At 66.6% G+C, this 19,763-nt stretch carries 11 protein-coding genes and 1 pseudogene; 5 read left to right on the forward strand and 7 right to left on the reverse strand.

The window, feature by feature from the left end:
• Nucleotides 1–189: 189 nt before the first annotated feature.
• Genes AB0M67_RS40045 through AB0M67_RS40060 form a run of 4 tightly spaced genes read right to left on the reverse strand, consistent with a single transcriptional unit; the run spans nt 190 to nt 8,660 of the window.
• The gene (locus AB0M67_RS40045; RefSeq protein ID WP_365752985.1) at nt 190–2,922 is read right to left on the reverse strand and encodes a DUF3962 domain-containing protein; all 2,733 of its coding nucleotides are present in this window, start codon (nt 2,920–2,922) and stop codon (nt 190–192) included.
• The gene (locus AB0M67_RS40050; protein ID WP_365752987.1) at nt 2,910–6,473 is read right to left on the reverse strand and encodes a hypothetical protein; all 3,564 of its coding nucleotides are present in this window, start codon (nt 6,471–6,473) and stop codon (nt 2,910–2,912) included. The genes AB0M67_RS40045 and AB0M67_RS40050 overlap by 13 nt, the downstream gene beginning before the upstream one ends.
• Nucleotides 6,466–7,527 carry a hypothetical protein gene (locus AB0M67_RS40055; protein ID WP_365752988.1) on the reverse strand — a complete coding sequence of 354 codons (1,062 nt, stop codon included), beginning with the start codon at nt 7,525–7,527 and terminating at the stop codon, nt 6,466–6,468. Before AB0M67_RS40055 ends, AB0M67_RS40050 begins: the two co-directional genes overlap by 8 nt.
• Nucleotides 7,524–8,660 (reverse strand): PD-(D/E)XK nuclease family protein, encoded by a 1,137-nt coding sequence (locus tag AB0M67_RS40060; protein ID WP_365752989.1) that lies wholly within the window; start codon nt 8,658–8,660, stop codon nt 7,524–7,526. The genes AB0M67_RS40055 and AB0M67_RS40060 overlap by 4 nt, the downstream gene beginning before the upstream one ends.
• A 466-nt stretch (nt 8,661–9,126) precedes the next feature.
• On the opposite strand from AB0M67_RS40060, the gene AB0M67_RS40065 reads away from it, so the two are divergent.
• On the forward strand, nt 9,127–10,062 hold the full coding sequence (locus AB0M67_RS40065) for a serine/threonine-protein kinase (protein WP_365752990.1): 936 nt from the start codon (nt 9,127–9,129) through the stop codon (nt 10,060–10,062).
• A gap of 33 nt (nt 10,063–10,095) precedes the next feature.
• Here AB0M67_RS40065 and AB0M67_RS40070 read toward each other — a convergent pair whose 3' ends face one another.
• Both AB0M67_RS40070 and AB0M67_RS40075 read right to left on the reverse strand, forming a co-directional pair.
• On the reverse strand, nt 10,096–12,816 hold the full coding sequence (locus AB0M67_RS40070; protein WP_365752992.1) for a tetratricopeptide repeat protein: 2,721 nt from the start codon (nt 12,814–12,816) through the stop codon (nt 10,096–10,098).
• Between the two features lie 953 nt (nt 12,817–13,769).
• Nucleotides 13,770–13,970 (reverse strand): annotated as a pseudogene (locus tag AB0M67_RS40075) (tyrosine-type recombinase/integrase); the annotation flags it as partial.
• 428 nt (nt 13,971–14,398) lie between these two features.
• Between AB0M67_RS40075 and AB0M67_RS40080 the strand changes: the two are divergent.
• From AB0M67_RS40080 to AB0M67_RS40090, 3 genes are all read left to right on the forward strand, one after another.
• Nucleotides 14,399–15,460, forward strand: coding sequence for an HNH endonuclease (locus AB0M67_RS40080; RefSeq protein WP_365752993.1), 1,062 nt, complete (start codon nt 14,399–14,401; stop codon nt 15,458–15,460).
• Between the two features lie 255 nt (nt 15,461–15,715).
• Nucleotides 15,716–15,988, forward strand: coding sequence for a hypothetical protein (locus AB0M67_RS40085; RefSeq protein WP_365752995.1), 273 nt, complete (start codon nt 15,716–15,718; stop codon nt 15,986–15,988).
• A 279-nt stretch (nt 15,989–16,267) separates the two neighbouring features.
• Entirely contained in the window at nt 16,268–17,332 is a 1,065-nt protein-coding gene (locus AB0M67_RS40090; protein ID WP_365752996.1) for a serine hydrolase domain-containing protein, read from the forward strand.
• A gap of 54 nt (nt 17,333–17,386) precedes the next feature.
• Here the strand turns inward: AB0M67_RS40090 and AB0M67_RS40095 are convergent, their stop codons facing one another.
• Entirely contained in the window at nt 17,387–18,871 is a 1,485-nt protein-coding gene (locus tag AB0M67_RS40095; protein WP_365752998.1) for an aldehyde dehydrogenase family protein, read from the reverse strand.
• Nucleotides 18,872–19,133: 262 nt separating this feature from the next.
• On the opposite strand from AB0M67_RS40095, the gene AB0M67_RS40100 reads away from it, so the two are divergent.
• Nucleotides 19,134–19,754, forward strand: coding sequence for a TetR family transcriptional regulator (locus AB0M67_RS40100; RefSeq protein ID WP_365753000.1), 621 nt, complete (start codon nt 19,134–19,136; stop codon nt 19,752–19,754).
• Nucleotides 19,755–19,763: the final 9 nt, after the last annotated feature.

Consider the following 19,763-nt stretch of genomic DNA (forward strand, 5'->3'; position numbering starts at 1 on the left):
GTCGTGGGTCCAAACGACGCCAGCTCACCAGGGCACATGAACCTGGGAAACGGCGTAGATGGGTAAGAACTACCCAGGGGAGTTTCCACAGGTCAACGCACCTTTCGCCAGGAAGCCCCAGGTCCCTCCCAGGGAAAACTCTGCGGTCTGTGACGACCCGCGCTCGCCGAGCGCCTCGTGTCATCGCCCTTATTCGTCGACCCGTTCGATCACCGGAGGCGGAATCACAGCGAGCGGCAGGACGTATTCCTCGGCCAGGCTTGCGAGGTGCAGCGGAAGCGGCCGGGCGAGGGGATGGTAGTCGTCGTGGAAGCGGAGCTGGTGAGCTGCCGCCGCCAGCAGAGCGGGGTGGTCGGGGGTGACGTCTCTCTGCCCGGCAGTCGCCATGGCTGCTTCGGAGAGGCAGCCCACCACGGTGAGTTCCAGCGCCTGCGGGTTCCAGGCCGTGGCGGCAGGGCCGTGCGGCCAGTCCTTGTCGGGGACCAGTTTGCGAATGTCTCGCCGCACTGTGCCCGCAGCTGGCGGCTTGCCCACAGTGCTGAAGAACACCCGGTTGTCCGGGCCCGCGCCGCGGGCGGCCCAGAGTCCGGCGGAGAATCCCGGCGGCTCTTCGTCGTTCCCACCAGGCGCGTACCACTCAGGAGTCTCATCGCGGCTGTTGGCGTCCCGGAGCAATACCATCCGCAGGCTGGCTCCGTAGAGTGTCAACCGCGCGGGCTGCTCCCCATAGAAGGTGACCATGTCCCTGATCAACTGCCCGTTGTTCAGTCCGGGCCAAGCCCAGCGTAGGTTGGCGCTATTCGCCACGAGAAGGGTCGGGCGATCGCGCACCTGGTAGAGCAACGACCTGACCTGGCGTTCGACCTCGTCACGCCGCTCGTCACTGGTCGCGGCAACCCGGCCCGATCTGATCTGGGCCGAGCCCTCCGCTGCGGACCCGTCGGTGGCGAGAGTGAGCAGCAACTGGGCGTACGGCACCCATTCCTTGAGATTGTCGTCCCAGCCGCGTACGGGGTGCACCGGGTCGCGTGGCCGGATCCGGAGAGCGACCAGGCGCTGTGCCGCTTGCCGGGTCGGCCCGTCTGCCTGGCGCCGGACGTACCAGAGCGCCAGATACTGGAGGTCGTCCGCCAGCTTCGTGTCCAGCTGCTGGTCCGGCGGAACCACAGCGCCAAGCTGACGCATTCCGTCGGCCAGGGCGGACCGGGCACGCAGAGCCACGTCCCCGTCAGCGTCCTCCGGTACGACGATGAACTGACTGACCCGGCGGGCCGCGGCACAGCCGAGCCGGAGTGCGAACTTGGGGTCGGAGTCCTTCGCTGAGAACCGCTCGGGACCCAGCGTCTCCACAATCGCCAGCCCCACCACGCCCGACCGAGGGCCGAGCTGGTCGGCCGTCCGAGCGGCGCGCTCCCGTGCGGCCTGGGCCAGCGCCTGGGCTCGCGACCGGCCCGATTCCCGGGCGATCCCGAGCGGAGCGCCCAGGGTCCCGAGCGGACGGGCGCGGAGCACTACCCGCAGGTCCCCGTCCTCCCATTCGTGGTCGCCGTTCGGTCCGCTGGATCCGGCCGGCAGACCCAACCACTCACGAAGCGTTGCGACCAATGCGTCCCGGGTCTCCTCGGTCTGCCAGAGCGCGTCCACCAGCAGCGGTTGCCCGTCGAGGGTCGCGCGCACCGCGTCGCGACGGGCTCGGATTCGGTCCCGGGCCCGCATTTCCTGCTTCGCTGGGTCCTTCGTCGGCGAGGTGGGCAGCAGAACGGGCTTGGACTTCCGGTGCGCGCGTTCAAGGTTCGGCACCCTGCGGAGGAAGGGACGGAGGCCCTCCTCGACCCAGTGGTCAAGCAGCGACCGTTCGAGCGGCATGACCCCGGCGCCGACACCGTGCCGACCCATCGCGGTGCTGTGCAGCACGCCTGCGGCAACCCCGTTCTTGCCCTCGATCCAGTCCACGGAGTCAGCGACCAGCTCGGACGGCTTGGGGTAGGCACGTACTACGTCCAGTTCGGGCAGCAGGCCGACCAGGCTCTGCCGACTCCAGGCCAGCATCCCGAGGCCACGGTCGTAGGCGAGCGAGTTGACGGTGAGTCGGCGACGCGGACCGTTTGCACCCGGCCACGGCGGCGGCGCGTCGAGGAGGACGGTCGCGCTGCGGCCCTCGGGCAGCCATACGGGAGAGCCTGTGGCCCAGCGGCGGATCCCGTAGGAGACGTGCACGCGGAAACGCGCGGCGAAGGGCACCGTCTGAACGGTGATGGTCACCAAGCCCGAGTAGTGCCAGGTGCGCTTTCCCTTGGTGTATGACCGCGGCGGCCAGCTGACCAGCTCGACCCCTTGGTCACGGGTGACCAGCCGGAAGGAAAGGTCGACGCCATTGAGGCGGAGCGGGCGGGCGGTAAGCGTGGCACCAATCCGCTCGGGCAGCAGGTGGTAGAGCCTAGGGTCGGGCTGGGCGGTGCCACCTGGGGAGAGTTCCGCAGCCGTGAGGTCCACGGACTCGTCGCGCCATTGCGGTGTGTGATGGTCGATCAAGGCGAGTGCCCGGTCCAGGGCGGCACGGTGATCGGCCATACGCTCCGCGTCTGGGTCGGTGCCAGGTGGCAGCGTCATCGCCCAGGAGGCCAGGAGCGGAGCGACCAGTCCTGAGGGCATCTCCTCGGACGCGTAGAACCAAGGTACCTCGGCGCTGTTCGCTGCTCCTCGGCCGGTGGCCACCAGTCCTGGGGCGGTGGCCCTGAGCAGATCGTTGAGCCTGCTGATGGGCAGACCCACCGGACCGTCCCGCCGACGCCACCGCCGTCGGTAGAGGTCCATGAACTCGGCTCGCCACGCCTCGGGGAAGCTGATAACCCGGTACTGCTCGTTCCATGGCCCGGCCTCGGGGTCAGGCTCGTATGCGGTGGTGCTGATCAGTTGGTACACGAGGTGTTCCTTTCATTGGCGGACCGAGTGAGGCAGCGGTCGAGCGCTAGCCACATCGGTCGATAGAGTGCCTGAACGATGTGGCGGTCATCGGCCGGCACGGACGTACCCGGCATGAAGTACGGCTTGAGAACGTCGTGCATGCTGTGCAGAAGGCTGGTCTCTTGGGTGTCCAGCTCTCCGGATGTTCCTCCTGCGGCCAGGTTGGGGGAGAACGCAGCGTCCACGAAGGCGACTCTGGTGGGCACGGCGCCGCGCACGGAGCGACCGATCACCTGCCAGATGAGTACGAGCAGGTCCCAGGTGATCGCTTCCCGGTCGCCGTCGAGGCGGCTCCACGCCATGCTCCTGGCGAGTACCCGGTACCACTGGGACCGGGCCAAGTCCCTGACCTTGCGCGCACCGAGACCCAGGCTCTGCTCGCCTCGGACCCAGTCGTCGAACGTCCCACCGTCCATGGCCCGCACGATCCAGTCGTTGATCGCGTGCACCGCAAGGCTGAGGTCGTCGGGGCGCGGGTTGGGCCGGGCAAGGAAATAGATCGACCCGATCGCGGCGTGTTCGCGACTGAGGTCGAGAATGTTGTGTCCGCGCTCGACCGCCAGCAGCGGCGCCACCAGGATCTCGGCACGGGTGGTGGCAAGTGTCTCGACATCGCCACGGCGTAGTACGGGGGCATGCTGCTCATCGTCGTCCGACCAGGTGCCAGCTTCGGAATCATCGTCGGATGCCAGCCGGTAGACCCTGCCCTTCCAGCGCTTGTTGAGGGTGTGCAGGGTGTCCGCAACGACCTTGGATTCCTCGTAGCTACCGACGAGCAGCAGAATGTGCCGACGCCTCTCCGGAAGGAGCATCAGCTCCTCCCGGAGACGACTGATTCCGTTGCCCTCGTCGCCGAGGGCAACGGCCATCCGGCGCAGGATGTCCGCCCGCTGCTCAAGCGGCTCGCCGGAAAGTCGCAGCCCCTCGTACTGCTCATCGCACGTGCAGCCCACACGGCAGCCGCAGCCGTCGCGGATGAACTCGAAGCGGAACTCGCTCTGTTCGGCGATCCGCTCAAGTTCCTCAGGGGCGGGCTCGATGATCACGCCGATTTCCACCGGAATGTGGTAGCGGCTGGAGCTGCCGGCCCAACTGCTGCCTGACATCAGCAGGACGTTGGCGCCGGGGCGGCTGTCCACCGTCGGCAGATCGGGCATCGCCCGGAGAAGCTCCCGCCCGACACCGCTGCACCGGAAGAAGCGCAGTTCCCCTGTGCGCACTCCGCCAAGGTCAGGGCCATCCATGAGGAACTGGAAGCCGATAACATTGCCCATCGGTGCCTCGGGCACCATGGGCCCGTAGTCGAGGGGCCTGCGGTACATGTCGTTGAAGCCCAGGTTGAGCGCTCCAGCGACACGCGGCCACATGGCGTTGATCAGCGATAGTTTGGGCTCCAACGCGCTGAGCAGCAGAGTGAACTCAAAGCGGACCATGAGGAGCTTGAGCCACGCGCCCGGGTTCTCCGGAAGACGCTCCTTCTTCCGCCGCTTCGTCTTCTTGCGATCCTTCCCCCGAGGCTCCGGCGCCCCTGGCCGTTCCCCACGCGCGAGAACGCGCAGTTCCCGGTAGCACTCCTGGCCCTTGTCGGTGGATTCCAGCAGCGGGTCGAGGGTGAACAAGTCTCGGAGCATCTGCTCCAACCGGACCCGGGTGCCTTCACGGTAGTTGGTGTGAAGGAGTTCACCGAGCAGGCCAGTGAGTTTGAGGCTGTCCTCGGTAGAGCGCTGCCGATCGCCAAAGGGATTCTCCCGGAAGGCGTCGAGGGTCTCGGTGAGTCGCAATCGCGGCGCCCGGTGCGAGTGCTCGGCAGCAGGTGTCGCCGTATCGGCGGGTGCGCTCTCGCGGTCCTCCGGAAGCGGATATCGCTCCTCCAGCAGGCGGAGTTGCAGCGTCCAAGCACTGAAGTACCCGGTCCTGACCCAATCACGCAGTTCGACATCGCGGACCAGCATGGCGACCAAGCGATCAGCCGCGGTCTGAGTGGTGTTGACAGCGGCCGACCAGTTCTCAACGTCCCGGTCGGACAACTGGATCCCGCCAGCTCCGGCCAACTCTCGGATGCGGTGCTGGTTGACATCGTGGAGAAAGGACCGGGTATCGGGACCGCCGCCGATCAGCGGGATGGCCGGAGCGAACATCCGGTCGAATTGCATCTGAACCCGGTCCGCCTCGTCCACGATCACCAGATCACTGCGGCGGCAGGCGAGTTCAAGGTAGCGGACACGCTCAGAGTTCTGCGGGTGCGGCACCTTGGAGTCGACCAGGCTGGCGGGCGTGGCGACCCAGAGGGCCGCGCTCACCAGCTCGCGGGCGCCTTGGTGGCGGGGACAGGCAGACCAAAAGGGGCAGGCCATCGGCCGTCGTGCCCACTCGTCCACCAGGTCGTGGCGGCGGCTGGGCCTCTGCAACCTGGCACACGGCGCCTCGCCGAAGCCCAAGAGGTCATCGGTGAGTTGTCCCTCCGAGTGCCGCAGCGCATTCACAGCACAGGACGTGCTCAAGTAAGCGAACGCGGGATCGTCATGGGTGAGCAGATTGCGTCTGCCACGGCCGACCGAGCGCCTGTGCAACCGTTCGGCATGCTGTTGTCTCCCCGACGCTCCGAGCACGGGGGCCGCCGACCCAGGCACGTACAGGTTGTACAGCTCGACCAGCTTGAGCTGCTCCGCGACATCACCGACGACGATGGTCGCCCGAAGACCCAGACCGGCCAGGTGTACCGCCAGTACGTCCCGCAGTGTGCTCTTTCCCGCACCGACGATGCCCAGCAGGTGCTGAATCCGCGCCACCTCGAAGCGGTCTGCGCATCGGAATTCGCCGCCTTGACGGGTGAAGAGGTGGACCGCCCGAAGGCGCCCGCTCCAGTTCTCGGACTTCACCGAATCCATGAACGCCGCCGTCTCCAGCAGCTCGCTCCACAGGAAGGACAGCGGCTCACCGCCATTCGCCGGCGGTGCGGCGAAAGCATGGCTGAGCGGCAATGTCGTCTCAACCGGGGGCAGTTGGACGGTGGCCATGTGCCTACCGATCGGGAAGGCATGTCGGCCGGCATCTGCGAATGTCATGGGCCGTCCGGCGAAAGCCGGTGCGTTGTGCAGAAGTTGCGCATAGACGTTCCAGCGGTCCGGTGCCACCGACAGCGAGAGTCGGCGGACAGCTGCGACGCCAGGGTCGGCGACCTCGTAGCCGCGGAGTTGGCGGTCGAGCAGCTGGTACTCCTGGAGTGCCTCGGTCCAGGCTTTACGGCGACCCCAGGTCCACATTGTGTGCCGTGCCGTGCGCAGGGTTCGCTCCCCCACCACGTCAACGGCTCCCCAGGCCCTCGCGAACGGGTAACCGCTGAACAGCGTCCAGGCGTCCTCACTCGGCGCGCCGGGTGCGAATGTCTCCTGGAGCAGGAGACCTACCTCGATCTCGCACAAAGAGACGCGCCGGGCATTCTTCATACTCGGATCGGCGGCCGCCAGAAGGGAGAGCACCTCATCCAGGGACTGCTCTGTGCTACGCATGGATCCTCCTTGTTCGACCGGCCGGTCCCGGTGCGATGAAATCGCTCACGGCCAGCAGACGCACCCGCGTGTCAGCCGGTAGCTCATGCTCAAAGTGCCGGCGGTATCCGGGGCGCGCCGCCGCACTGTCCGCGACCACGATGTCCAACGGCCCGTCAAGCACGGCAGCGACCTCCGCTGCCCGCAAGGCAGCCGGACCCGGCTGTTCCCGGTCATGGACCTGGAACGTACGGAGCGTCCCGTCCTGACCGACAAGGCGGTGAACGCCCGAGCCCGACGGGAGCAGCTCGGCCTGATCGGTGAGCCTGGAACGGACGGCTTGCTCGATGCGACCGGGGAGCGCGAGAAAGAGCCGGAGTGCGAACGGCAGGGCGATGGCCGACTGAGGTTCATGGGAAATTTCGAGCTTGCGGTCACCGGGTGGGCAACCGCCCTCGCACCAGGGGCCACCCGCTGTCACGGCCTTGGCGAGCAACCCGCAACCGTTGCAGCAGTACACCAGCCGGTCAGCCGGAAAGCGGTCAGGCACGGGACCGTAGAGCCCTTTGACCAGATTCCAGATCTGGGCCACGGTCGGCCGCAGCAGCTCCATCGGGTCGGGTCGGAGCATGACCGGTCGACGAATGAGGAAGTCGCGGCACGCCGCGAAACGCTCCACGGTGCCACAGGTACTGGCGAGTCCGGCCAGCAGCGTCTCGGCTTCCTGCTCCGGCCCGCCGTGCGAACCAAGGGAGGCAAGCTCGGCGCAGGTCCGGGTCGGCTCACCTGCCGTGGGGTGAATCAGACGGGCCCCTGCAGTCAGGAAACCGCAGGGAAGTTCCAGTCCCCATTCCTGCGGTTCTCGCTCCCGGCACCAGGACATCAGGTCCGGCACACCGGCCGGTACGGGACGGCCCCGGGTCATTGCTAACAACACCATTCGATCCAGGGCCAGTTGCACACCGGGCGGGTACGGCAGCCGGAACGTCGCGGACCGGGCGATCGAAGTCAGTTCGATCACACCACGGGCCACCGCAATCAGCAGGTCGAGGTCCGTCCGCTTGACCTCGGTCATGAGCCCTCCTCCGGTCCGGCTTGCTGCGGCTGCCGTACCGAGCACCACCGAGCCACCTCACAGCCGGCGCACTCCGGGCCGGGCACTGCCTCGAAGAGCGTCTCCTCATGCCAACCCGAGACTTGCTCGCGCAGCACCGCCTCGGCGGCGGCACGGATTGCGGGCGCGAACGGGTCAAGGGTCCGGAGGTCCGCACCGCCGGGGCGCAGCAGTTCCAGCTCGACCCGTCCGCGAGCCTGCGGACCGGACAATGCACCGCTGCCGACGATCTTCACGGCCAGAGCCAGTTGAGGGTAGGCAGCCAGTACGTCACGACGGGGACGGTCACTGGCAGAGGTCTTGGTCTCCCGCCAAACCCAGGAGCCCGCGTCCTGGTACAGCACGTCTGGATCCGCAAGGACGAGCAGATCCGCTGCGACATCGTCGAACGCCAACCGGGGCTCGATCCGGATCTCGGACTGCGGTTCGGCCGTTCGCAGCGGGCAGACCTCGGCGTGGTGACGCAGCAAGTTGGCCCCAAGTCGCCGCTGGTCATCCGGGAGCCGGTACCCCTCGGGCACCCACTCGGCCGGGATCTCGGGTGTGCAGGGAGTGCGCGGCTGCCGGTCGTGCCGCTCGGCGAGAAACGCGTGCACCGCCCGCCCACGCTCGACGGCAGTTCCCCGTTCCACAGCGTCTTCGGTCGGGAGCCGCAGGCCGCGCAAGTAACCACGGGCCGGGCAGCTCCGGTGGCCGCGACCAGTGGTCGAAGACCAACTGCGTCGCGGCCGACTCCGGTCGGCCAGCCCCAGCAGGCCCGCGGTCTTCGGAAGTGCCGGGCACGCCGGAGCAATGGCGCACGAGGTACACGCGGTGCCGGGGCGGTACTCCTTGCTGTCGAGCAGTGCGCGGACAGCGGGCGCCCCGTCCTTCCGGTACAAGGCCAACGCCTCGTCCCGGGTGCCCTCGAAGACCGGCGCTGTACTGCCGTCGGACAGGGCGAACTGAACGACCCTGACCCCTTCCAGCCGGGGATCGGGGTCGCCCTCTGCCACGACAAGGGCGGCTATGGCGCGCTCCGCGTCGCTACGGGACCGGAGCCGGTTGGCCGTCGGGAGGCGTAGCTCCCGCCGACGGCCGTCAACGGATTCCAAGCATCGCCCCCAGGCTGTGATCCGATACTCCGCCGCGGTCTGGTCGTCGCCGGACGCTTGCTGATGCTTGTAGACCCACGGTTGGCGAGCGAGACGCAGGTCAGGGTCCGGAGGAAACGCCTCCCTGTACGTCCGCAGTGCGTGTTCGGTCCACTGCCGTACGCCGTCATGCAGTGGACGCTGTCGGCCTCGGCTCGGCGTCCGCGGCTCGTCCGCCGGTCGTTCGAGTGCGTCGGCCGCATCCATAAACGGGCCATGGGGAAACGGTTCCAGCTCCTCAAATTTCCGGACGGACCGGGTGCGCGGCGTGAGCCCACGCGCCTTGAGTACGTCGGACGCGGGACAGCGGTATCGCTCCGGGCCGAACATACTGAGCCGCACCGTGATGACGACTGAATCCCCAACCAGGCCATCTGGTGGCCAAATTTCTGTCACAATTTCCTCATTCCTTTGGGCCCCGGGACACGTGGTCGAACCGATTGGGGTCTACTTCTACATACGGAGCGGTGTGCTGCTTTCCGGGGTTCTGCTTGGCGGTCGCTACAAAGTGTTACGAAAGCTCGGCGAGGGCGGGGAAGGTGAGATCTACGTCGCGCGGGACATGGAACTTAGACGCAATGTGGCGATCAAGTTCCAGAACCCTCGCGCCTTCGAGTCAACTCTGAGCTATGCCAACTACGGAAAATTCATCAAACAAGAGTACGACCGTCTTGGATTTGTGAAGTCGATTCGGGGGATCCCCCAAGTTTTCGACGAGGGGGCGTTCGGTAGGAACAACCGCCAATACCTCGTGATGGAGCTGGTCGACGGCGTCACGTTCACTCACTGGATCAGCGAGCACCATCCTGTTCCGGCAGAGGCAGCCGTATCCGCTGTCGGACAGCTCTGCGAGATCCTCGTTCACCTGCACACTGCGCGATACGTCCACCGTGACGTGACACCAAACAACGCGATGGTGCAGCTCGACGGACGGATTCGACTGCTGGACGTCGGCATCTCAGTCAGTACCGGGACGCTCAACACGGATGGCGGCGGCAGCCCTGGATATGCTGCTCCGGAACAGTTCGACCCGACTGCAAAACTCACTCCCCAGGCCGATGTCTTCGCCATAGGGGCGCTGCTGTTCAAGATGCTCGCCCCGCAGTTGCCGTACAGCGGTGAGGAGCACCCGATCCGGAGCAACGCCGTACCTTTCCCCCAAGGTCTCGCAGTCGAGATGCCGGACTCACTACGACGCCTTGCACTCGCCATGATCTCCCTGGATCCGGGCGAACGGCCCAGCGCGGCAGAGCTGCTGCACGACCTACAACCGATGCTGCCTGTGCTCGGATCCCCCGTCTCACCGAAGGCCACGTGCCCCGATCCGACAGCCCCCTACCGCCTTGGACTATCCATGCCGTAGTCCGCCCAGGCTCTGGGCACTTCTGAACGGCCATCACGGCAGGTATCTCAATCGCTCGACAGCCGCGTCGAGGTCGCTCTCCCCAAGTTCTCGCAGCAGAACCCGGACCTGGTCGATTGCAACCTCGGCCTCGCGCGACCGGTCGGCAGCCCGAAGCGTGTCCACAAGCCAGACCAGCGTCCGGGCTTCCCTGCTGCCATAGGTCAGCGACCGGTACAGGTCGCGAGCGCGCTCGAAGTCTGCAACCGCAGCCTCGTGGTCTTCGAGCACGAGCCGGATCCGGCCCAGGCTGAACAGCACGTGTGCCAGGCCGTTGAGATCATCCGTGTCTTCCAGCAGCGTCAGCGACCGCCGGCAGTACTCCAGACCCGTGTCGTACTGGCCGAGGTCATAGTGGGCACTTCCGATACCGTTCAGCGCGGCTCCCTGGCCGAGGAGGTCGCCGAACTGCTCGAAGGCGGGTAGAGCTGCCATGAAATGCTCCAACGCCTCGCCTGGAGCACCGCTCTCACGTAGCAGAACGCCGAGGATATGGCGCCCTAGGGCGGCGCCCAAGACATCCCCGCTGCCCTCACTCACCGTTACCGCGCTTCGTAGTTCACGCGTGGCCCGCGGACGGTCCGCGAGGCTCCGGTGGGTGCCGGCAAGCATCCGGTGGACCATGGCAACATCGGCCGGATCAGCTTCGCGTTCTGCAGCCTCAAGAGCGCTCGTCAGGTAGTTGAGCGCGTCCAGATTGCGACCGGATCGCCATTGAAAGGTCACCAGGACCATGGACAGCAGCCACGTATAATGGTCTAGTCCGCGCTTCTCTGCCAGCCTGACCGCAGCTGTGAGGGTTGAGTATTCGGCCTCGAACCACGACATCGCGTCCATCGCATGTGCCGGAGTGACCACCTCAAGATCCCGGGCTTCGCCGATCGGCAGTCGCCGACCCGGATCCAGCTTCTGATCGCAGGCCCAGGCATTGTGCAACAAGAAGCGCAGCACACGCTCCACGAGCCGGGCTCGCTCCTCCTCGTCCTGCCGGTCAGCCAGTTCTCCGGCGTAGACGCGGACCAAGTCGTGCAGGGAGTACCGTTCGAAGATCGGCTCAGTCACCAGGCTCATCCGCATCAGCTCGTCGATCGCATCGTTGACACCAACAGCGTCGTCCGGCTCGAACGCTCGCAGCGCTGCCCAGCTGACAGTCGGCCCTGGATGGACCGCCAACTGCCAAAGAAGCCTGGCTGTTCCCGTAGCCAGCTGTTTTCGGGATGTCTCCAACAACAGGCGGACGCTCAGGTTCTCCGATCCCAGGTCGAGGGAGCGCAATCTGGTGTCTTCCTGCCGGAGGTCACGGACCATGCCCGCAAGTGCTTGTGGACGCTGAGCAATCCGAGCGGCCATGATCCCCAGAGCCATGGGAACGCCGGCGCAGTGTTCAACCAGGTCACTGATGAACGGCACGGCTGTCCGCATCCGATCCTCGCCCAGTCGCGTTCGCAACACTTCGGTGGCGTCGTGCCGGTCCAGCGGGGCAAGGTCGACGAGTTCGGCTCCCTCTCTGATCGCCAACCCGTGCAACTGGCGGCGACTGGTGACGATCGCCGCGCTGGCTCCGAGTCCGGGGAGCAGTGGGCGTACATGATTCTCGTCCCGTACGTTGTCCAGGATCAGCAAGACCGCGCGGTCTGCGAGGGCCGTCCGGTAAGCGGAGATCATGCCGTCCATGGTTGGCGTCGCCGGGCGCACCTCGAGATCGTTCAGGAGTCTGGCCAATACGGCATCGGATCGCTCCGGCTCGCCAGGCGAAAAGCCGCCGAGGTCGGCATAAAGGATCGCGTCCCGGAAACTCGCCTCGACATGTTCCGCCGCCCGCACGGCGAGAAGGGACTTCCCGACACCAGGCATGCCGGTAATTACGGCGAGGCGACTTCGGCCGGCCGTCCGGCCCAGCAAAGCCTCCGTGAGCTGGACGAGCTGCGGCTGACGGCCCACCAGGTCTACTGCCTGCGAGGGAAGTTGTCTGGGCCGGTAACGGGTCGGCACGGACGGAGCGCCGGTAGATGTACTGCAGGGTCCCTCCGTCTCGCCGCGGAGCAGAAGGTGAACGGTGGACCGGCCGAACCGATGCGCCCAGGACGCGAGCAACGGCTCGACTTGGTGCTGCCTTCCAAGGCTTACCAGCGCACGTACCTTGAGGTCGAGCAGTCTTTCGCTCTCAGGCCAGCTGGCCAGCCCCAAGTCAGCCCGCTCCAGCGCGGCGAGTGTCTGACCGCATTCCAACTCGGCAAGGACACAGGCAGCTGTCACGTTCCGAAACTCGCCAATGAGCTCGATCCGTTTCTGTTCGAATCCTTCGCCGGGCATGTCCTCCAGGGGCGTTCCCTTCCACTCGTCGAGCGCGGACCGAAACGCCTTGAGCTGGGCCAAGGGGTCCTCAGTAGCGTTCGCAGCACGATGGAGAGCCTGGAAGCGAACGTAGTCGATACTCCTGGGATCGACCTGGATCTGACAGAATCCCCGGTCGTTCGACTGAGTGATGCCAGGAATTGCTAGCCGCAATTGATGGAAAAGCTGACGAATTCGATTTGCGTTTGATTCCTTGCCTGGCCACAGGAAGCGCGTGATGCTGGCGTGGGAGGCGCGGCGTCCAGGCGCCATCAACAGAACGGCGAGAAGTTCGAGGGCTTTGGTCGACTTGATCTCGACCGGAACTTCGGCCCTCAAGGCGACTACCGGTCCTAATATGCGGAACTCCATGATCATCATCCCCCTCATTTACACGCGTCCCCATACTGCGATCAACCTTGTCGGTCGGCACTGGAAAAGCATGACACGTGGCGCCCTGCGCGCATTAACGGTCAGCTAACGCATGCGGTTTGGCGGCTCACCGGCCGATCTGCAACGCTTCAAACGTTCCACCCCGATCGCTCCGGCGGATCGCCGAACACACGGATACGTAGACCTCGTCATGACGGAGGGCAGACTACGAACGCGGACGCGGACTAAGACCACGAATCCGGGCGGCGGGAAACAGACCACTTGAGCAAGGAGAAAAATTCATGAGGCCCATGCAACGGAAGCGCACCCAGCACGACACGAGCCGCCCCGCCGGGAACCGGCGGCCCAAGGCGACGGTGCCTCCCCGGAAGCGCCGCCGCCCACGCCCGCCGGCCCCCCAGCCGACCTCGGTCGCCCAATCCGCTCCAGCCTGGAAGCCGGTCTGTCCGACAGCCCAACGCGCTCACGAGGCCGAGCTGTTCGCCGAACTTGAATAGGCGCTGAGGCGCTGCAGCTGGAGGACGCCGCGTCGCGCTAACCAGGTAGAACAGCACCACGCGGCTAGTGAGCTCATGCGCGAACACGAACGTCCTTGCCTCGACTGTCATCCCGAGGTAGACGTGGTCGCCCGCTTCGTAAGCGGAGGCGGGCCACCATGTCGCAACTCACAGCGCCATCAGTCGGACATCTGCGCGGAACGGATTCAGCACACATCAGGACGGGAAACCACGCGAACAGGTGAGAACTGGGGAGGGGTAATTCCCCAGGCCAGACACCCTGCGGTCAACATTTACGCAGGTCACGGCCTCGCCCAGGGAAAACCCCTAAAGCGGGTGTCGCGGGTTCGAATCCTGCCGGGGCACCAGGTCAAAGGCCCCTCACCTACGGATTTTCGTAGGTGAGGGGCCTTTGATATCTACGGCTGACATCAACGAGGACGGTCACTCACGGCCGGGCCGCCTCATGAGTAGCCGGTCCATGTGGCTGATGGCCTCTCGCTGAGTGTCCTGGACGACGTGCGTGTACACGTCCATGGTGATGATCTGGCTGTGCCCGAGGATCTCCATTACGACGCGCGGGGCCACCCCGGCGGCGGTCAGGATCGTGGCGCAGCCGTGCCGGGCATCGTGGAGCCGGATGAGCGGCAGGCTGGATCGTGGGGCTCGGGCGCCGCTCCTGCCTCCGGCCTGCTCCGCCCGGCCCAGCGCCACGAGTAGTCGCCACGGGATGCACGCCCTGCCCTCCACTCCACCGGACCTAGGACGACCACCGACCCCACCGAAGCCCCCCTGTCCAGGGCACCCCCACCGCCCGAGCACTCACACCAGCCCCAGAACCCGCAAGGCGAAGCGGAGACGGTGAAGAGAAAGAAAGAGGTGGAGAAGGCCGTGCAGGTCAAAGACTCATGCCTCCGGCCGGGACTCTCCAGCTCCGGGATGGCGGGGGCCCGGTCGGCGACCGCGGGTGGAGTGTGGGACGACGGCAGACGGGGTGACAGCCGGAGCGAGTGGTGGGCTGAGGACGGGTGGACTTCTAACGGGCTGTCAGTGGCGGACCTTACGCTTCCACCATGCGCAAAGGTGCGATCAGCCGAGACGGTGTCCTCAAGGCCATAGCGGAGTATGACGAGCTGGGTCGCGACAGGTTTCTGTCCAAGTACGGGTACAAGCCGGCGACCGGGTATCACCTCTTGCACGAGGACCGGACGTACGACTCGAAGGCCATCGCCGGTGTCGCCCATAAGTTCGATCAAGGCCGAGTGTTGAAGCCGGACGAGTTGAGCGGTGGAAGGTCGCACGCCGCCAGGTGGCTCGCCCGACTCGGCTTCGTGATCCGTTCGTCTCGGAGCCCCGACTGGACACGTGACGAGATCATTCTCGCCTGCGCCCTGGCGATGGCCAATGGTTGGAAGCGACTGGAGTTCAACGATCCACGCGTGATCGAGCTGTCTGCACTGCTGCAGACCATGCCGATCCATCCTGAAGAACTACGTAACGAGCTGTTCCGGAACCCCAACGGCGTCGCCCGTAAAACGGTTGATATCACGTCCCGGCACCCCAGCTACCGAGGGAAGCCCACGAACGGCAACGCGCTGGATGTCGAAGTCATGAACGACTTCCTCGCCCGGCCGGCCGAGATGGCGGAAGTAGCCCAGCGCATCCGGCACGGCCTTACCGCGGGCGAATTCCAGGATCTGCCCCCGGAGGCAGAGGAGGAGGAAGACGACTACAGCGCCCCCGAGGGCAGGTTGCTGCTACGCCGCCACCGGAGCCGCGAGCGGAACAAGGGGCTGCGCAAGAAGAAGATCGCTTCCGTTCTCAAGCGTGGCGGACAGCTTGCCTGTGAGGCTTGCGGTTTCGATTTCGAGGCGGTTTATGGCGACCGCGGCGCCGGATACATCGAGTGCCATCACGTTGTTCCGCTGCACGAAGCAGGAGAGGGACGGACCAAGCTCAGCGATCTCGCGCTCATCTGTGCCAACTGCCACCGCATGATCCACCGGCGCGCGCCATGGCCGACTCCTTGGGAGCTGCGGGCCGCCATAGAGCAAAAACATGCGGCTGACAGGCGTGCAGCAGAAGCCCTGGTCCGACCACGCAAGACAGCGGACGAGCGGATGCCGAACCCGTGATCCGGCATCTACCGCTGACTTCACCTGCCGGGGGCTCTGCCTTTCCCAGCATGACCCGCACGTTCTGGCGAACGGTTGGGCATGTCGGGGGACGGTCGAGCGCCTTGGGGCACACCCGGGAAGCGGCAATGCCGGAAGTGGCAACAGCCACCTACTCGTTCTCCAGCCAGATGATCAACACGAGCCCCGCGCTCAACCCGCTCCCCTGGACGGGAAACCAGAGCTCGTGGCATGTCGAGAAACGGAGTCCACACCGTGATGTTGCTGGCCGAACTGCTGACCAATTTCCTACCCGCGCAGATCAAGACACGCGGAGCGTATCTGCTCTCAGCGCTCGTCATGACAGTGCTGACCCTCTTAGTGCTCTCCTCTATGGGGCATTTCTTCGGACAGGAGTGGAAGGCTGCCTTGCTCTGGGCATCGATCGTGTCCGCGTGCGTGGCTCTCGGCTACACGGTGGTGTATCCCTTCGTCAGGCACAGGCTGACCAGCAAGTCCAAGCACGCGGACGCGGAAGCCGTCCAGTGAACCGCTGAATCGCGCCAGAACCTGTCACAAACGCCGCCAAGTACCGTTCTCCATCCGGGGCTCGATCCGGAGCCCGATGGCTGGTGCGCTTGTCCATCCGGCTGGCACCCGTTCACAAGGGGCGTATCCCGGATGGCTGGTGGCCCCTGTTGTTCCTAGCCTCAGGTCATGATCTTTCGTCGTGTGTGGGTATCAACTACCCTGCTGGCGCTGGCTGTGTCCTCTCTGCCGTCCCTCGCGGCCTCAGCCGCGCCACGCCCCTCCGGCTCGGGTTGGTCCGTGCAGCGTGACGCCGATGCGCTGCGGGATACCGGGGTCACCGGAGTGGCGGTCCGCCTGGAGACCCCGCGCGGGACAGTCACCGCCCGCTCCGGGGTGGGGGACGTGGTCACACGTCGCCCGGTTTCGAAGGACGGCTACCTGCGTCTGGGCAGTACCACCAAAACGTTCGTCGCCACCGTCATGCTTCAACTGGTGGGCGAGAAGCGGCTCTCCCTGGACCAGTCGGTGGAACAACTGCTGCCCGGGGTCGTGTCCGGAGCCGGAAACGACGGCCGGACCATCACCGTCCGCGACCTGCTGCAGCACACCAGCGGCCTGTCCGACTACGTCTACGACGTCTTCCCCGACCCCAGTGCCCAGACCTACTTCGCCAACCGGTGGAGTGCCTACGAGCCCGAAGAGCTGGTCGCCCTGGCCATGCGCCATGAGCCCGACTTCCCGGCAGGCACCCGCTGGTCGTACTCCAACACGAACTACGTACTCGCCGGAATGATCATCCAGAAGATCACCGGCCACACCTGGGAACAGCAGGTCCACGACCGCATCCTGCGCCCCCTCGGTCTCCAGCGCACCGACACCCCGGGCACGAAACCCTTCCTCCCGCGTCCGCACACGGCCAACTATCAGCAGTTCTCCGTTGACGGCCCGCTGGTCGACAGCACGATCCCCTACCGTCCCTTCGACAGCGGGGCCGACGGCTCGATGACCGGCACGGCCCGCGACCTCAACCGCTTCTTCGCCGCCCTGGTCAACGGACGGCTGCTGAAGCCCGCCGAGCTCGCGGCCATGCGGAGGACAGTCCCGGTGCCGCAGGACGGCGGCCACCCGGCGGGCACCGGGGACGGTCTGGGCCTGTTCTTCACGCCCCTGTCCTGCGGCGGCGGATACCTCGGCCACGGGGGAAGTGGCTTCGGATATGTCATCCGGGCAGCGGCGACCACGGACGGCCGGCGCACGATCACCGTCTCCGCACACAGCCGCTCCGCGGACCCGCAGATCGCGGCCCGTCAGGAAGACGCGCTGCTCGACCTCATCGACCACGCTCTGTGCCGCACCACCTGACCATGCGCTCAGCAGTAGCGCCAGGGGTGTTGCACACGCCGGAGCCGGGTCCCCTCAGCCGAGCACCTCGGCGACCGCGGTCCAGCGTGGGATCGGCCTCGTTCCGGAGGGCAGCCTGACGGTCTTGCTGTAACTGAACTCCCGCAGTGTCTCGGCGGCGTGCTCACGGCCGTAGCCGCTGTGCTTCGTGCCACCGAACGGTGTCCCCATCATCGCGCGGTTGTAGTTGTTGATGAACACGACGCCCGCCTCGATCGCCCTGCTGACGCGCAGCGCCCTGGCGTTGTCGGCGGTGTAGACGCTCGCGACGAGCCCGAAATCGGTGCCGTTGGCGATCTCGATCGCCTCGGCCTCGTCATCGAAGGGGATCACGCAGACGACCGGGCCGAAGATCTCCTCCTTGGCGATCCGCATGTCCGGGCGCACCCCGGTGAAGAGGGTCGGTGCCACGTAGTAGCCGCCCGCCAGGTCGGGGTCCGCCGGCAGTGGGGCCTGCGCGGTGATCTTGGCGCCTTCCCTGACGCCGATGTCGATGTAGTCCAGGACGCGCTGTTGCTGGGCCCCTGTGACCAGGGGCCCGACGTGGGTGGTCGCGTCCAGGCCCCGGCCGACGCGGAGCTTGCCGACGGCCCGGCCGAGGCGTTCGACGAGCTCGTCGTGGACCGAGTGGTGGACCAGCAGGCGGGAGGCGGCGGTGCAGGCCTCGCCCTGGTTGAAGTAGCCGCCCTCGACGGCTCCGGCGACGGCCGCTTCGAGGTCGGCGTCCTCGAAGATCACCAAGGGGTTCTTGCCGCCCAGTTCCATCAGGGTGGGGGTGAGGTTGTCGGCGGCTGTCCTGAGGACGGCGGCGCCGGTGGTGGGGGCGCCGGTGAAGGACAGCTTGCGCACCAGGGGGTGGCCCGCCAGGGCGGCGCCCACGGGCCCCTTGCCCGGTACGACGTGGACGACGTCGTCGGGCAGGACGGACTGGATGATCTCGGCCAGCCGCATGACGGTCAGCGGGGCCTGCTCCGGCGGCTTCAGCACGACCGCGTTGCCGGCCGCGAGCGCCGGAGCGGTCTTCCCCGCGGTATGGATCGGGGGCCAGTTGAAGGGGATGATGCCGCCGATCACGCCGAAGGGCTGGAGCGAGGTCACATCCAGGGCGTAGCCGGAGTCACGTACGGAGCCGGGCGTGTCGTGGGTGAGGCCGGCGAAGAGTTCGAAGCACCCGACGCAGGCTTCCAGGTCGAAGAGGGCTTGGCCGCGGGGCTTGCCGTTCTCCCGGGACTCCAGTTCGGCGAGTTCGTCGGCGTGGGACCGGATCTTCCTCGCGACGTCCAGGAGCAGTCGGCCGCGCTCGGCGGGGGTGCGGCGGCTCCAGGAGAGGAAGCCTTCGTGGGCGGCGCGTACGGCGGCGTCGACCTCGGCGTCGCCGGCTCCCCGCACCGTCGCCAGCCGGCGGCCGGTGGCCGGATCGTCGACGGCGAACAGGTCCTCCTCACGCTCCGACGACCAGCGGGTCGTACGAACGTCCTGGCTGACGTCCTTCTCATTCATGGTTTCTCCTCGTCATGGACCGGACCGGACTGGAGGGGGGTGGGGGTCGGGGGAGCGGATCGCTCGCTGCCGGGACTGAGAGCCCGCGGCGGCCGGCGAGCCCACCGCCTGGCACACACCCGGGTGCGGTGCGTCCGGCGGTCACGCGGCGGGACGCCCCTTCGGAGGCAGAAATCCAACATTCGTGTTGGGTTCACTCCGGGACCGACTGTACGCCCGCCCATCTCCAACAGCAACGTTGGTGTTGGGGTAGGCTCCGGACATGGCTTGGGATGTCGAAGGAACGAAGCGCCGTATTCACCAGGCGGCGGTGGCCGAGTTCGCGCGGTACGGGCCCTCCGGTACGACCATCGACCGCATCGCCAAGGGCGCGGGCGTCAACCGCGAGCGCGTGTACAACTACTTCGGCGACAAGGAGGCACTGTTCGCGACCGTCGTCCGCGGTGAGCTGGACCGCCTCGCCGCCGATGTGCCGCTCCAGCACGTGACCTGCGCGGAAGACCTGGCGCGGTTCGCCGGCCAGGCTTTCGACTACCAGCAGGACCACCCGGACGTCGCCCGGCTGGTGCTGTGGGAAGGGCTGGCCGACACCGGCGGGGTACGGGACGAAGCGGTCCGCACCGGGCTGTACACCGGGAAGACCGGGGCCGTGGAAGCGGCGCAGAAGGCGGGTCTGGTCGATGATTCCGTCGCGCCGGCGCATCTGGTCTTTCTGCTCATCGCGCTGGCCGGCTACTGGTCGGCCGTTCCGCAGGTGGCCCGCATGCTGTCCGTCGAAGACACCGGCGAGCGCGATTCACGGGCTCACCGTCGCGAGGCGGTCGTGCACGCCGCACGCCAGATCGCCTCGCCGCGCGTTCCGGATCCGGTCGAACGAGGGTGAGAGAGAGGG

This window comes from Streptomyces sp. NPDC051662, from assembly GCF_040681655.1.
Lineage (GTDB): Bacteria > Actinomycetota > Actinomycetes > Streptomycetales > Streptomycetaceae > Streptomyces.